Origin of the sequence: Variovorax sp. J31P207 (assembly GCF_030316965.1) — a bacterium.
GTDB lineage: Bacteria > Pseudomonadota > Gammaproteobacteria > Burkholderiales > Burkholderiaceae_C > Variovorax > Variovorax ginsengisoli_B.
Genome location: NZ_JASZYN010000003.1, coordinates 122,620 through 136,531 on the forward strand (window position 1 = coordinate 122,620; position 13,912 = coordinate 136,531).

12 protein-coding genes are annotated in these 13,912 nt (G+C 71.0%); 8 read left to right on the top strand and 4 right to left on the bottom strand.

The window, feature by feature from the left end; all coding sequences use genetic code 11:
- Nucleotide 1 precedes the first annotated feature (1 nt).
- The 7 genes from QTI68_RS11670 to QTI68_RS11700 all read left to right on the top strand — a co-directional run bounded on the left by QTI68_RS11670 (nucleotide 2) and on the right by QTI68_RS11700 (nucleotide 9,715).
- On the top strand, nucleotides 2–1,918 hold the full coding sequence (locus QTI68_RS11670; RefSeq protein ID WP_286521710.1) for an ABC transporter permease: 1,917 nt from the start codon (nucleotides 2–4) through the stop codon (nucleotides 1,916–1,918).
- A complete protein-coding gene (locus QTI68_RS11675; RefSeq protein WP_286521711.1) occupies nucleotides 1,915–2,718 on the top strand; it encodes an ABC transporter ATP-binding protein in 804 nt (267 codons plus the stop codon). The genes QTI68_RS11670 and QTI68_RS11675 overlap by 4 nt, the downstream gene beginning before the upstream one ends.
- Nucleotides 2,715–3,449 (top strand): ABC transporter ATP-binding protein, encoded by a 735-nt coding sequence (locus QTI68_RS11680; RefSeq protein WP_286521712.1) that lies wholly within the window; start codon nucleotides 2,715–2,717, stop codon nucleotides 3,447–3,449. Before QTI68_RS11675 ends, QTI68_RS11680 begins: the two co-directional genes overlap by 4 nt.
- A gap of 28 nt (nucleotides 3,450–3,477) precedes the next feature.
- Entirely contained in the window at nucleotides 3,478–4,194 is a 717-nt protein-coding gene (gene pncA, locus QTI68_RS11685; RefSeq protein WP_286521713.1) for a bifunctional nicotinamidase/pyrazinamidase, read from the top strand.
- Nucleotides 4,195–4,207: 13 nt separating this feature from the next.
- Nucleotides 4,208–4,687 carry a (2Fe-2S)-binding protein gene (locus QTI68_RS11690; protein ID WP_286521714.1) on the top strand — a complete coding sequence of 160 codons (480 nt, stop codon included), beginning with the start codon at nucleotides 4,208–4,210 and terminating at the stop codon, nucleotides 4,685–4,687.
- Nucleotides 4,684–8,469: a molybdopterin cofactor-binding domain-containing protein gene (locus QTI68_RS11695; protein ID WP_286521715.1), complete on the top strand. Its 3,786-nt coding sequence runs from the start codon at nucleotides 4,684–4,686 to the stop codon at nucleotides 8,467–8,469. The genes QTI68_RS11690 and QTI68_RS11695 overlap by 4 nt, the downstream gene beginning before the upstream one ends.
- A gap of 61 nt (nucleotides 8,470–8,530) precedes the next feature.
- Complete coding sequence (locus QTI68_RS11700; protein WP_286521716.1) at nucleotides 8,531–9,715, top strand: fumarylacetoacetate hydrolase family protein; 1,185 nt, start codon at nucleotides 8,531–8,533, stop codon at nucleotides 9,713–9,715.
- Here QTI68_RS11700 and QTI68_RS11705 read toward each other — a convergent pair.
- From QTI68_RS11705 to QTI68_RS11720, 4 genes are all read right to left on the bottom strand, one after another.
- The gene (locus tag QTI68_RS11705; RefSeq protein WP_286521717.1) at nucleotides 9,708–10,916 is read right to left on the bottom strand and encodes an MFS transporter; all 1,209 of its coding nucleotides are present in this window, start codon (nucleotides 10,914–10,916) and stop codon (nucleotides 9,708–9,710) included. The genes QTI68_RS11700 and QTI68_RS11705 overlap by 8 nt on opposite strands.
- A 29-nt stretch (nucleotides 10,917–10,945) precedes the next feature.
- Nucleotides 10,946–11,689 (bottom strand): aquaporin Z, encoded by a 744-nt coding sequence (gene aqpZ / locus QTI68_RS11710; protein WP_286521718.1) that lies wholly within the window; start codon nucleotides 11,687–11,689, stop codon nucleotides 10,946–10,948.
- A 211-nt stretch (nucleotides 11,690–11,900) separates the two neighbouring features.
- Entirely contained in the window at nucleotides 11,901–12,668 is a 768-nt protein-coding gene (locus QTI68_RS11715) for an alpha/beta fold hydrolase (protein ID WP_286521719.1), read from the bottom strand.
- On the bottom strand, nucleotides 12,665–13,690 hold the full coding sequence (locus QTI68_RS11720) for a M14 family zinc carboxypeptidase (RefSeq protein ID WP_503011658.1): 1,026 nt from the start codon (nucleotides 13,688–13,690) through the stop codon (nucleotides 12,665–12,667). Before QTI68_RS11720 ends, QTI68_RS11715 begins: the two co-directional genes overlap by 4 nt.
- 86 nt (nucleotides 13,691–13,776) lie before the next feature.
- Between QTI68_RS11720 and QTI68_RS11725 the strand changes: the two genes are divergently transcribed.
- Entirely contained in the window at nucleotides 13,777–13,908 is a 132-nt protein-coding gene (locus QTI68_RS11725) for a hypothetical protein (RefSeq protein ID WP_286521720.1), read from the top strand.
- Nucleotides 13,909–13,912: the final 4 nt, after the last annotated feature.

The following is a 13,912-nucleotide window of genomic DNA, read 5'->3' on the forward strand; positions in this document are numbered from 1 at the left end:
CATGAGCTTCTCAGGTTTCATCGTCCAGCTGCTCAACGGGCTGGCGAGCGCGTCCTCGCTGTTCCTCGTGGCGGCCGGGCTGTCGCTGATCTTCGGCGTCACGCGCATCGTGAACTTCGCCCATGGCTCGTTCTTCATGGTCGGCATCTACGTCGCCTACACGCTGGTCGACCGGCTGGGCACCGGCTTCGGTTTCTGGCCGGCGCTGGTGATGGCGGCACTCGCGGTCGGCGTGCTGGGCGCGCTGATCGAGGTGGTGCTGCTGCGGCGCATCTACAAGGCGCCCGAGCTCTTTCAACTGCTGGCCACCTTCGCGCTGGTGCTGGTGATCAAGGACGCGGTGCTGTGGCTCTGGGGTCCGGACGAGCTGCTGGGGCCGCGCGCGCCGGGCCTCGCGGGCTCGGTCATGATCCTCGGGCGGCAGTTTCCTTCCTATGACCTGTTCCTGATCGTGGTCGGTCCGGTGGTGCTGGGCCTGGTCTGGCTGCTGCTCACCCGCACCCGCTTCGGCACCCTGGTGCGCGCCGCTACGCAAGACCGCGAGATGGTCAGCGCGCTGGGCGTCAACCAGGCCTGGCTGTTCACCGCGGTGTTCGCGCTCGGCGCATTGCTCGCGGGCCTGGGCGGCGCGCTGCAGCTGCCGCGCGAGCCCGCCACGCTCGAAATGGACCTCAACACCATCGGCGCCGCCTTCGTGGTGGTGGTGGTCGGCGGCATGGGCTCGATCCCCGGCGCCTACGCCGCCGCGCTGCTGATCGCCGAGATCAAGGCGATCTGCATCTGGCTCGGCGTGGTCGACGTGTTCGGCATCCCGGTCTCGTTCTCCAAGCTCACGCTGGTGGTCGACTTCCTCGTCATGGCCGTGGTGCTGGTCTGGCGCCCCTGGGGTCTGTTCGGCAAGCCGCAGGCGCCGAGCCGCTACGTCGGCATGCAGGAAGAGCCGCTGCGACGGCCCGGCCGCGCCTACGTGATCGCGGTCGGGCTGTTCGGCCTGGTGCTGGTGGCGATGCCCCTGCTCACCGCCGGGTCGCCCTACACGACCGTGCTGCTGATCGACCTGCTGATCGCGGCGCTGTTCGCTGCCAGCCTGCACTTCATCATGGGCCCGGCCGGCATGCACTCCTTCGGCCACGCGGCCTACTTCGGGCTCGGTGCCTACGGCGCCGCGCTGCTGGTGCGCGCCAGCGGGATGCCGATGGAACTGGCGCTGGTCGTCGCGCCGCTGGTGGCCGCGGCGGGCGCCTTCGTCTATGGCTGGTTCGCGGTGCGGCTGTCCGGGGTCTACCTCGCGATGCTCACGCTGGCCTTCGCCCAGATCACCTGGGCCGTCACCTACCAGTGGGACAGCTTCACCGGCGGCAGCAACGGCCTCACGGGCGTCTGGCCTTCCGAGTGGCTGGCCGACAAACGGACCTACTACTGGGTCACGCTGGCGCTGGTCGGGCTGGGCGTGTGGTGGCTGCGCCGCGTGCTGTTTTCGCCCTTCGGCTATGCGCTGCGCGCCGGCCGCGATTCGCAGCTGCGTGCCGATGCGATCGGCATCGATGTCAAGCGCATGCAGTGGGCCGCCTTCGTGATCGCCGGCACCGCGGCGGGCCTGGCGGGGGCGCTCTATGCCTTCTCCAAGGGCAGCATCTCGCCTGAATCGCTGAGCGTGGGCAAGTCGGTCGACGGGCTGGTGATGGTGCTGCTCGGCGGCATCCAGACCTTGGCCGGCCCGGTGGTGGGCGCGGTCACCTTCACCTGGCTGCACGACACCGTGGCGCGCAACACCGACTACTGGCGCGCGATGCTGGGCGGCATCATCCTCTTGCTGGTGCTGCTGTTCCCGCAGGGCATCGCGGGCTTCGCCAAGCAGCTCTTCGATCGCCGCCGGCACAAGGCCGAAGCAGTCGAACTGAAAGAGGTGAAGGCATGAGCCTCCTCAAAGTCAACGAACTCGGCAAGTCCTTCGGCGGCGTCAAGGCGGTCGACGGCATCAGCTTCGAGCTCGCGGCCGGCGAACTGCTGGCACTCATCGGCCCCAACGGCGCCGGCAAGTCGACCACCTTCAACATGGTCAACGGCCAGCTCAAGGCCGACCGCGGATCGATCCTGCTCGACGGCCAGGAACTCGTGGGCCGCAAGCCGCGCGAGATCTGGCGCCTGGGCGTGGGCCGCACCTTCCAGATCGCCGAGACCTTCGCCTCGCTCACCGTGGCCGAGAACGTGCAGATGGCCCTGCTGTCGCACGACCACAAGCTGTTCTCGACCTGGCGCCGGGCCTCGGACCACAAGCGCGACGAGGCGCTGGCGCTGCTCGACCAGGTCGGCATGAAGGCCCAGGCCGACCGGCCCTGCAGCGTGCTGGCCTACGGCGACGTCAAGCGGGTCGAGCTCGCGATCGCGATGGCCAACAGCCCGAAGCTGCTGCTCATGGACGAACCCACCGCGGGCATGGCACCCAAGGAACGCAACTCGCTGATGGCCCTGACCAAGCAGCTCGTGATCGACCGCGGCATGGCGGTGCTCTTCACCGAACACAGCATGGACGTGGTGTTCGCCTATGCCGACCGCATGATCGTGCTGGCCCGGGGGCGGCTGATCGCGCAGGGCAAGCCGCTCGAGATCCGCGACCACCCGAAGGTGCAGGAGGTGTACTTCGGCAGCGGCAAGACCTTCGAGAAGATTGCAGAGAAAGCGGCCGCGGTGAACGCGGCCGTGGGGGAGCACGCATGAGTTCGCACGAGACGCTGCTCGAAGCCAAGGCCCTGTGCGCCTGGTACGGCGCCGCCCAGATCCTCTACGACGTCGACCTCGAAGTCCGGCGCGGCGAAGTGGTGGCGCTGATGGGCCGCAACGGCGCCGGCAAGTCGACCACGCTCAAGGCGCTGATCGGCATGCTGGCCAAGCGCCGCGGCGCGGTGCGCTTCCTCGGCCACGACATCTCGAAGAGCGAGCCGCACCTGGCGGCCCGGCTGGGCCTGGGCTTCGTGCCCGAGGACCGGCGTGTGTTCACCGATCTCAGCGTGATGGAGAACCTCGAGGTCGGGCGGCAGCCGGCACGCCGCTGGAGCGACGGCACCGACGCGCCGCTGTGGACACCCGAGCGCCTGTTCAAGCTGTTCCCGAACCTCGGCGAGATGCCGAACCGCCCGGGCGGCCGCATGAGCGGCGGCGAGCAGCAGATGCTGACCGTGGCGCGCACGCTGATGGGCAATCCGTACCTGGTGCTGCTCGACGAACCCTCGGAGGGTGTCGCGCCCGTGATCGTCGAGCAGATGGCGAACATGATCCTGGAGCTGAAGGCGCAGGGCGTGAGCATCCTGCTGTCCGAGCAGAACATGCACTTCGCGGAACTGGTGTCCGACCGGGCCTACGTGCTCGAGAAGGGGCAGATCCGCTACCAGGCGTCGATGGCCGAACTGGCGGCCAACGACGAAGTCCGCCGTGCCTACCTGAGCGTCTGAGTCTTTGTTCAACCCGAGGAGCGACACCATGCAACGCAGAACCGTCCTGAAATCCGCGGCCGCTTTCGGCCTTGTCGGTGGCCTTGGCATTTCGATGCCGCTGTTCGCGGCCGCGAAGATCAAGCCGGCGGCCAATTCGGCGCTGATCGTGGTCGACGTGCAGAACTGCTTCATCGATGGCGGCACGCTGCCGGTGAAGGGCGGTGCCGAGGTGGTGCCGGTCATCAACAAGCTCGCCGATGTATTCCAGAACATCGTCGTCACACAAGACTGGCACACGCCGGGGCATGCCTCGTTCGCGAGCACCTACGCCGGCAAGAAGCCCTTCGAGAGCACCAAGCTTAGCTACGGCTCGCAGGTGCTGTGGCCCGACCACTGCGTGCAGGGCACCGACGACGCCGCGCTCAACAAGGACCTGAAGCTGCCGACCGCGCAGATCATCATCCGCAAGGGTTTCCACAAGGACATGGACAGCTATTCGGCCTTCGAGGAGGCCGACCACAAGACCGCCACCGGACTGGCCGGCTACCTGAAGGCGCGGGGCGTGAAAACCGTGTTCGTCACCGGCCTGGCGACCGACTTCTGCGTCGCCTGGACCGCGATGGATGCACGCAAGGCGGGCTTCGAGGTCTACGTGATCGAGGACGCGACGCGCGCCATCGACCTCAATGGCTCGCTGGCCGCGGCATGGAAGCAGATGGCGGCCAAGGGCGTGAAGCGCATCCAGTCCACGGACATCGCCTGAGCCGCCCGGGAAGATGCCGGAGCTCGGACTCAAGGTCAACGGACGCAGCGTCGAACTCAGGGCGTCGCACGAGGCCTCGCTGCTGCATGTGCTGCGCAACGACCTGGGGCTCAACGGGCCCAAGTTCGGCTGCGGCCTCGGCCAGTGCGGCGCCTGCACCGTGTGGGTCGACGGCACGGCGGCGCGGGCCTGCGTGATTCCGGCGCACGGCGTGGCCGGCCGCGAGATCACGACGCTCGAAGGCATCGGCACCCGTGACCATTGGCACCCCGTGCAGAAGGGCTTCGAAGACGCCCAGGCCGCGCAGTGCGGCTACTGCCTCAACGGCATGGTGATGCAGGCCGCGGCGCTGCTCGCGCGCGAGCCGAATCCGAGCGAGGCGCGCATCCGCAGCGAGCTGTCGGGCAACCTGTGCCGTTGCGGCACGCACGTCGAGATCCTGGCCGCGGTGCAGCGTGCCGCGCTGCGGATCGCGGAAGGCGCCGGCACGTGACGCGCCGCGCCGACCTGCCCCGCACGCGCAGCGATTTCCTCCAGGCCGACGGCGTTCTCGTCGTCGTGCGCGAGACGCCCCCGGCGCCGCCGCCGTCGCCGGGCCAGCCGGCGGCGGTGGCGGGCAATCCGGCCGAGGGGCCGGAGGTGCTGCTCGCGGTCTGGGACGACGGCAGCGTCACGGCGCTGAACGGCCACGTCGATCTCGGCACCGGCATCCAGACCGCCCTGTCGCAGATCGTGGCCGAGGAGCTCGACCTGCCGATGGCGCAGGTCCGCATGGTGCTCGGAGACACCGCGCGCGCGCCCAACCAGGGGGCGACGATCGCCAGCGCCTCGATCCAGATCCACGCGGCCCCGCTGCGGCATGCGGCGGCACAGGCGCGCGGCTGGCTGATCGCGCAGGCGGCCGAGCAGCTGGGCGTGCAGCCCGCGCTGCTGACCCTGCGCGACGGCCGCGTCCAGCACCGCGAGGCCCCAGCCTTCGGCATCGGCATCGGCGAGCTGGTGGCCGGCGGGCGCAGCGTGCTGCAGCTGGATTCGTTGTCGAAACCTAAGGACCCGGCCGACTACCGCATCGTCGGCCGTTCGCAGCCGCGCGTCGACATCCCTGCGAAGCTGGCCGGCGAGACCGTCTTCGTGCACGACATGCGCCTGCCCGGCATGCTGCACGGCCGCGTCGTGCGGCCGCCCTATGCGGGGGCGGACCATGGCGACTACATCGGCAACACGCTGGCGTCGGTCGACGAGTCGTCGATCGCGCACATTCCCGGCATCCGCGCGGTGGTCGTGATCCGCGACTTCGTCGGCATCGTCGCCGAGCGTGAGGAGCACGCCGAACAGGCGCTGCGCGAACTGCGCGTGCACTGGAAGGCCTGGCCCGGCCTGCCGCCGCTCGACGACCTCGAAGGCGCGATCAGCGCCAACCCGTCGACGCAGCGCCTGCTGGTCGACGAAGGCGATGTCGACGGCGGGCTGGCGGGGACGGCCCAGCCGATGCCGCGCACCTATGTCTGGCCGTACCAGATGCATGCGTCGATCGGGCCCTCGTGCGCGCTGGCGCATTGGCAGCCGGGCGACGGAGCCAGTTCCGCCGCCGGGCCGCTCCCAAGGCGGAACGCGGCCCCCTCGGGGGGCAGCGAACCACACGAAGTGGGTGAGCGTGGGGGCATCAGGCTCCGTGTCTGGGCCGGTTCCCAGAACCCGCACGTGTTGCGGGCCGACCTCGCGAAGCTGATGGGCCTGGACGACACCGCGGTCGACGTGGTGCGCATGGAGGCCGCCGGCTGCTACGGCCGTAACGGCGCCGACGATGTCGCGGCCGACGCGGCCCTGCTGGCGCGCGCGGCCGGCGCCCCGGTGCGGGTGCAGCTCACGCGCGAGCAGGAGCACCTGTGGGAGCCCAAGGGCGCGGCGCAGCTGATGCGCATCCAGGGCGGGCTCGACGCCGAGGGCGGCGTCGCGGCCTACGACTTCGAGACCTCCTACCCGTCGAACGGCGCGCCGACGCTGGCCTTGCTGCTGACCCGGACCGTCGAGCCGGTGGCGCAGGCCTTCGAGATGGGCGACCGCACCGCGCGGCCGCCCTACAGCTATCCGAACCTGCGGGTGAAGGTCAACGACATGGCGCCGATCGTGCGCGCCTCGTGGCTGCGCGGGGTGTCGGCGCTGCCGAGTTCGTTCGCCCACGAGTCCTATGTCGACGAACTCGCGACCGCCGCGGGTGTCGACTCGGTGGCTTTCCGGCTGCGCCATCTGCACGATCCGCGCGCCGCGGAGCTGGTGCGCGAGACCGCGCAGAAGGCCGGCTGGCGCATGCGCACGGGCCCGCAGGAGAACGCCGACAACGGCCTCGGCCCGGGCGGCGACGTGCTGTTCGGCCAGGGCTTCGCGTATGCGCGCTACGTGCACAGCAAGTGGCCGGGCTTCGGCGCCGCCTGGTCGGCCTGGGTGGCCGATGTCGAGGTCAACCGCAAGACCGGCGAGGTGCACGTGCGGCGCGTGGTGGTCGGCCACGACGCCGGGCTGATGGTCAACCCGGCCGGTGTCGAGCACCAGATCCACGGCAACGTGATCCAGACGACCAGCCGCGCGCTCAAGGAGCAGGTGCGCTTCGCGCCGCAGGCCGCGCCCGGGTCGGCGCTGCTGCCCGGCCGGCCGCCGTCGGGCGTGGTCGCCAGCCGCGAATGGGGCAGCTACCCGATCATCAACTTCCGCGAAGTGCCGGTGATCGAGGTGATGCACCTGCAGCGGCCCGGCGAGCCCTCGCTGGGCGCCGGCGAATCATCCTCGGTGCCGGGCACCGCCGCGATCGCGAACGCGATCTTCGATGCCACCGGCGTGCGCTTCCGGTCGCCGCCGTTCACGCCCGAAGTGGTGCGGGCGGCGCTCAATCCGCTGCCGGCGCCGGCCGGGCCCGAAACCGCTCCCGCCGCGGCCCGGCGGCAGCTGCCGGCCTCCGCCCCATGGCCGAAGCGCCGCGGCCTGTGGGCCGGCGCCGGCGCCCTCATCGTCGGCGGCATCGGCGTGGTCGCGGGGCTCGCGGGCTGGCGCTCGGCGATCGCGCCGGTCAGCTTCAGTGCGCCGGCCTACAGCGAGGCGACGATCGAGCGCGGCCGCCGGCTGGCCGCGCTCGGCGACTGCGCGGTCTGCCACACGGCGCCGGGCGGCACGCCCAACGCGGGCGGCCGGGCGATGGAGACGCCATTCGGCACCATCCACACCACCAACCTCACGCCCGATGACGACACCGGCCTCGGCCGCTGGTCGTTCACGGCCTTCCAGCGCGCGATGCGCGAGGGCATCTCGCGCGACGGCCATCACCTGTACCCGGCCTTCCCGTACACCGCCTTCGCCAAGACCAGCGACGACGACCTGCAGGCGCTCTACGCCTACTTCATGTCGCTGCCGCCGGTGCGCGCCGAGACGCCGCCGGCGGCACTCAAGTTCCCCTTTGGCCTGCGCCCGCTGATGGCCGGCTGGAACGCGCTGTTCCACGACCCCGCGCCTTACCGGCCGGTGGCGGCGCAGAGCGCCGAATGGAACCGTGGCGCCTACCTGGTCAACGGCCTGGGCCACTGCGGCGCCTGCCACACGCCGCGCAATGCGCTCGGCGCCGAGCAGGGCGGCAGCGCCTCGCTGTCGGGCGCGATGATCGACGGCTGGGAGGCGCCGGCGCTGACCGCGCTGTCGACCGCCGGCGTGCCGTGGACCGCCGACGCGCTCTACGGCTACCTCCGCCACGGCCATGCGAAAGCGCACGGCATCGCCGGCGGACCGATGGCCGAGGTGGTGCGCGAGCTGGCGCTGGTGCCCGACGCCGACATCCGCGCCATGGCCACCTACCTGGCGTCCTTCAACACCGCCACCACGCCGGCGGCGGCGGAGGCCCGGGCGCAGCGCGTGGTGGCGGATGCGGCAGCGCAGCAAGGCCGACTGCTCGGGCCCGCGCAGCGCATGTTCGACAGCGCCTGCGCCGCCTGCCACCACGACGGCGACGGGCCGACGCTGCTCGGCGTGAACACGCCGCTGGCGCTCAACAGCAACCTCACGAGCGCGCGGCCCGACAACCTGCTGCGCACCATCCTCGACGGCGTGCGCGAACCGGCTTCGCGCGACATCGGCTTCATGCCGGCCTTCCGCGAGGCGCTCGACGATGCCCAGATCGCCGAACTGGCCGGCTACATGCGAGCCCGCTTCGCGCCGCAGGAACCGGCCTGGGCCGACCTGCCCGGGCGCGTGGCCCGCCTGCGGGCCGAGACGCCGAGCGCCCCGCGACGCTGAGAGTCCCGTACGATCCGGGGCGCAGAGGCCGAATCGCCGGCCCGCTCCTGGAGACCTTCGCATGACCTCGATGCTTTCGCCCGCCCAGTCCCTGCCTCGCGATGCCGAGCGCGCCACCCTGGTCGGGCGCCTCTGGCAGCCCGACATCGGCCCGGTGCTGGTCGCCGTGCACGAAGGCGGCCTGCACGACCTGTCGCGGGTCGCCGCCACCGCGAGCCAGTTGCTTGAACTCGACGATCCGGTCGGCGCGGTGCGCGAGGCCCTTCGCGACGAGCGCACGCAGCGCGTGGCGTCGCTCGAGCAGGCGCTGGCCAACAGCGACGAGACCCGGCGCGACGCGCAGCACCCGTGGCTGCTCGCGCCCTGCGACCTGCAGGCGGTCAAGGCCAGCGGCGTGACCTTCATCGCCAGCCTGCTGGAGCGTGTGATCGAGGAGCAGTCGCGCGGCGATGCCTCCAAGGCCGAATCGATCCGCGCCGCGCTCGGCGGCGTGCTGGGCGACAACCTGGCGGGCATCGTGCCCGGCTCGCCGCAGGCCGCCAAGGTCAAGGACGTGTTGATCGCGCAGGGCGCCTGGTCGCAGTACCTCGAGGTCGGCATCGGGCCCGACGCCGAGATCTTCACCAAGGCCCCGGTGCTGGCCGCGGTCGGCACCGGGGCCGACGTCGGCATCCATTCGGGTTCGGTCTGGAACAACCCCGAGCCCGAGGTGGTGCTGGCGGTCGACAGCCGCGGCCGCACGCTCGGCGCGGCGCTGGGCAACGACGTCAACCTGCGCGACTTCGAGGGCCGCAGCGCGCTGCTGCTCGGCAAGGCCAAGGACAACAACGCGTCATGCGCGATCGGGCCTTTCATTCGCCTGTTCGACGAGCACTTCGGCATTGACGACGTGCGCCGCATCACGGTGGCGCTGCGGGTGGTCGGGCCCGAGGGCTTCACGCTCGACGGCGCGAGTTCGCTTTCGAAGATCAGCCGCGACCCGCTCGACCTCGTGTCGCAGGCGATCGGCCCGCACCATGCCTATCCCGACGGGCTGATGCTGTTCCTCGGCACCATGTTCGCGCCGACCCAGGACCGCCACGGGCCGGGCCAGGGCTTCACGCACGTGGTCGGCGACCGGGTGACGATCTCGGCGCCCGAACTCGGCGCGCTGCACAACCGCGTGGTGCATGCGGACCAGGCACCGCGCTGGACCTTCGGCATCGGTGCGCTGATGCGCAACCTGGCCGGCCGCGGAATCATTTGACGCGCCGCCGCTGGGCGGCGAGCAGCGCCAGCACGGCGACCAGGCTGGCCGCCAGCAGGATCCACAGCCCGGCCGTGTAGCCGCCCGTCGGCGTCCACAGCAGGCCCAGCATCAGCGGCGCGATGGCGCGGGCGATCGCACTGGGCAGGCCGAGGGCGCCGTTCAGCGTCGCCACGTGCTCCCGGTTCACGTACTGCGCGATCGCGGTGCCCTTGACGATCGTCAGCATGCCGTTGCCCATGCCGTAGAACAGCACGAAGGCCAGCGCCGCGGCCGGATGCCCGGCGCCGGCCAGCAGGGTCGCCAGGCCGATCGGGATCAGGCAGGGAATCAGCCGGTTCGCCAGATGCAGGTCGAAGTGGTGCTCGAAGAAGTAGAGCAGGGCGCGGCCGAACACCTGCACGATGCCGATCGCGGCCGGCACCGCGATGGCCCAGGACTCCGACAGCCCGGCGCCGCGCAGCAGGCTCACCATGTGCGGCGGCAGCGCGGCGGTCACGGCCATCAGCAGCACGGTGAAGACGCCGATGAGCAGGAAGGGTGCGCTGCGCAGGTAGTGGCCGACGGGACGCCGCGCCGCCGCGGCGCCCGCCGTCGGCACGGCGATGCTGCGCTTCGGCGCATGGCGCAGGATGCGCGCGTGAAGCGGCGCGCACAGCAACAGGTGGACCGCGGCCAGCACCCACAGTGCATGGCGCCAGCCCAGCTGCGCGATCAGCCAGGCATCGAACGGGATGAAGACCGTGCTGGCCAGCCCGCCAAGGAAGGTGAGCGTGATGATGGCGCGCCGGAAGTCGTTGGGGAAGCGGCGCGTGACGACCGCGAAAGCCGGCGTGTAGAGCGTTGCCGCGAGCGCCGCGCCGAGCAGCAGCCAGGCCGCGTAGAAGCCGGCGGCGGTGTGCGCCACGCTGTTCAGCAGCAGTCCGGCGGCGATCAGCAGCGAGCCGCCGGTCATCACGGCGCGCTCGTGGCCGCGGTCGATCCAGCGGCCGACGGGCCAGGCCATGACCCCCTCCGCCAGCAGCGCGAGGCTGAAGGCCAGCGAGGATTGGGCCCGGCTCAGGCCGAGCTCGCGCTCGACCGGCTCCATCAGGAGCGCGAAGGTGTAGAAGACGCTGCCCCAGGTGATGAGCTGGCCGAGGGAGAGCCAGCCGACGAGGCGGCGGTCGTAGGGAGGCGGCGGGGACGGGGAGAGGCCCATGGGCCGACTCTACCGACCCGGGTCCGCGCTCAGCCCGCTGTCTCGAGTGCCGACGCCGCCGCGCGTGCTTCGCCGGAGGCCGAAGCCAGCAGCAGCTTGTAGATCACCGCGCCGATGACCGCACCCATGATCGGCGCGACCCAGAACAGCCACAGCTGGTCGACAGCGATGGCCGGGCCGAACAGCGCCGGGCCGGTGCTGCGTGCCGGGTTGACCGAGGTGTTGGTCACCGGGATCGAGATCAGGTGGATCAAGGTCAGGCACAGGCCGATCGCCAGGCCACCGAAGCCCGCGGCGCTGTTCCTGGCCGTGGCGCCGAGGATCACGATCAGGAAGATGGCGGTCAGCACGACCTCGGTCAGCAGCGCCGCCTTGAAGCCGAAGCCGCCCGGCGAATGTTCGCCGAAGCCGTTGGTCGCGAAGCCGCCGATCTCGGCGCCGGGCTTGCCGGTGGCGATCGCGTAGAGCACGAAGGCCGCGGCGATGGCGCCGAGCACCTGGGCGACGATGTAGCCGGGCAACTCGGCGGCGCGGAAGCGCCCTGCCACCACCAGGCCCACCGACACGGCGGGATTGAAGTGGCCCCCGGAGACCGGGCCGAGGGCGTAGGCGCCGGTCAGCACCGTGAGGCCGAAGGCCAGCGAGACACCGACGAAGCCGATGCCCAGGCCTGGGAAGGCGGCGGCCAGAACGGCGCTGCCGCAGCCGCCGAAAACGAGCCAGAACGTGCCGATGAATTCGGCCGACAGCTTCTTGAAGGTACTGTGTTCCATATATTTTTTGATCCCTGATTCTTCATGTGTGACAAACAAGCCCGTCGACCGAGGCCGAGGGCGGCCGGATTCTAGGGAGCCAGGCGGACGAAGAAAGCCGGCGCCGCGGAGCGGGCCGCGGTGATGCGCCGTTGTTCACGGAAGCTTGCGTTTTCTTTGCTGCCGCGGCGTCGGCATGTGCGCCAGAGGCCCTCAGGACTGATACACGGCGTTAATTTTTGTAATCGCCACGCGATGCCAACCACGCGCCGACGGCCTGCGCGAGCCAGGGCCCGTCGTCCAGCGGCAGGTCATGCCCGGCGGTCGGATGCTCCACGATGTCCGCCTGCCATCGGCGCGCCAGGCTGTGCGAACTGCGCGCGTCGACCAGGGCATCGCAGCGGCTCGCCAGCACCAGCAGCGGCACGGCCGGCGGCTGCGCCGAAGCGCGGTAGCGGGTGGCCGCGATCAGTTGCCGCAACGCGTTGGCGCCGCTGACCGGCCGCGCCCGCCGCAGCGCGACCCATTGGCCGACGCTGTCGTCGTCCGGCGGCGGATGGCGGCTCGTGATGCGCAGGATCGTCTGTTCGCGCTGCCGATCGCTCAACCATGGGCGCAGGAACCCGAGCAGGGCGGGGTAGTTCGCCGGACGCAGGCGCCAGTACCACGGGCTGAACGGGCGCAGGCTGGTGTTGACGAGCACGCAGGCGGCCAGCTCCCCGGGATGGCGGCGGGCCCAGTCGACCGCCACCATCCCGCCCAGCGACATGGCGAGCAGGTGGACCGGGGTCTGGACCCCGAGGGCCCGAAGCTGCGCGCGGCAGTGCTGCACCATGGCCTCGATGCGCAGCGGGCTGGTCTCGCGGTTCAGGCGCCCGTTGCCGGGCAGGTCGATGGCCAGCACCCGCGCGCCGGGCAGCCGCTCGCGCAGCATCTGCGGGAACTCGCCCCAATGGCCGACTTCGCGCGTCAGCCCGCGCAGCAGCACCCAGGTGCTCATCGAGACCCCCGGCCGTCGTACCAGCGCGCCAGCGCGCGCCGTGCATGGTCCGCGCGCTGGGCGCCGGTCGGCACCCAGCGCGCGTGGCTGCAGGCCGCGCGCACGATGAAATCGAGCCATGCGACATGGCGGCGCAGCACGCGTTGCTGCCGGTGGGCGATGACCGGGTTGAAGATGCCGTGGCGCGAGAAGATCTGGCGCGGGTTCTTCTTGATCCAGAGCCAGGATCCCATCTCCAGCGTCAACGGGAGGAACACGCCGGGCCGGTCGCAGGCGCGCAGGTAGAGGTGATCCCAGAGGTCGCCGTGCGTCAGGTACTGGCGGCTCTGCGGCTCCAGCACGAAGCGGTGGTGGGGCAGGGTGTCGTCGTGGATCTCGCACAGTGCATGCACCTCCGCCAGGTGCGCGATCGGCCGCGGCGTGTGGGCGTACGGAAACCAGATGCGGTCGGCGAGGCCGAAGCCCGAATGGCAGTCGATCGCCATGCTGAAGGGCCGGCCCATGAGTTCGGTCTCCACCAGTTCGCACAGCGCGGCGCTCTCGGCTTCCATGGGCGCGCCGAGCGGGCCCCGGTACCACGGCATGGCGGCGCTGATGCGCTGGCCGCCGATCAGGAAGGGCACGCGCTCGGCGGACTCGACCGGCGCATTGCGCATCAGGTCGACGCCATTCGGATTCGCGCGCGTGCCCAGCCACAGTCCGCCCGGGTTGACCAGCGGCATGAACACCAGCCGCACCGTCTCCAGCTGGCGGTGCAGCGTGTCGTCCCACGGCAGGCGCATCACCAGGCTGCGCAGATAGGCGATGGTCACTTCGGCGCCGATGCGTTCCAGGCCGTGCACGCCGCCGAAGAATCCGACCGCCGGCGCGTCCGGGCTGGCGCTGCCCAGCATGAAGGCCTCGACCGGGAAGCGCCGTCCGTCCGCCTCGATCTCGCACAGCCGGCGCCGCGTCATGCGCGGGCCGGCCAGCTCGGCGAGCTGGTGCAGCTCGAGCAATTCGGGAAGTTCGGTCGTGGTCACTCGGGCGTGGCGGAGGTGGTGGGTCGCAGGATGGCGGCGGGGGCGGCCATCAAAGCGTCACATGCCCGCGCTACGGTATCGTGACCATGCGACGAAATCATTCCAGTTCCGCCAGCCGGCTCCTTCGCGGCATCGGCTCCGCCTTGCTCTGGGGCGCGATCGAGTTCGTCGCCCTGGCACGCTCGCGCTGGATGGCGCGGCTGCACGCCGGGCGCTAGCGTT

What these genes read in the sequence shown, in the direction of transcription:
- QTI68_RS11670 (WP_286521710.1), top strand. Translation starts at nt 2, where the DNA reads ATGAGCTTCTCAGGTTTCATCGTCCAGCTGCTCAACGGGCTGGCGAGC.
- QTI68_RS11675 (WP_286521711.1), top strand. Translation starts at nt 1,915, where the DNA reads ATGAGCCTCCTCAAAGTCAACGAACTCGGCAAGTCCTTCGGCGGCGTC.
- QTI68_RS11680 (WP_286521712.1), top strand. Translation starts at nt 2,715, where the DNA reads ATGAGTTCGCACGAGACGCTGCTCGAAGCCAAGGCCCTGTGCGCCTGG.
- pncA (WP_286521713.1), top strand. Translation starts at nt 3,478, where the DNA reads ATGCAACGCAGAACCGTCCTGAAATCCGCGGCCGCTTTCGGCCTTGTC.
- QTI68_RS11690 (WP_286521714.1), top strand. Translation starts at nt 4,208, where the DNA reads ATGCCGGAGCTCGGACTCAAGGTCAACGGACGCAGCGTCGAACTCAGG.
- QTI68_RS11700 (WP_286521716.1), top strand. Translation starts at nt 8,531, where the DNA reads ATGACCTCGATGCTTTCGCCCGCCCAGTCCCTGCCTCGCGATGCCGAG.
- QTI68_RS11705 (WP_286521717.1), bottom strand. Translation starts at nt 10,916, where the DNA reads ATGGGCCTCTCCCCGTCCCCGCCGCCTCCCTACGACCGCCGCCTCGTC.
- aqpZ (WP_286521718.1), bottom strand. Translation starts at nt 11,689, where the DNA reads ATGGAACACAGTACCTTCAAGAAGCTGTCGGCCGAATTCATCGGCACG.
- QTI68_RS11715 (WP_286521719.1), bottom strand. Translation starts at nt 12,668, where the DNA reads ATGAGCACCTGGGTGCTGCTGCGCGGGCTGACGCGCGAAGTCGGCCAT.
- QTI68_RS11725 (WP_286521720.1), top strand. Translation starts at nt 13,777, where the DNA reads ATGCGACGAAATCATTCCAGTTCCGCCAGCCGGCTCCTTCGCGGCATC.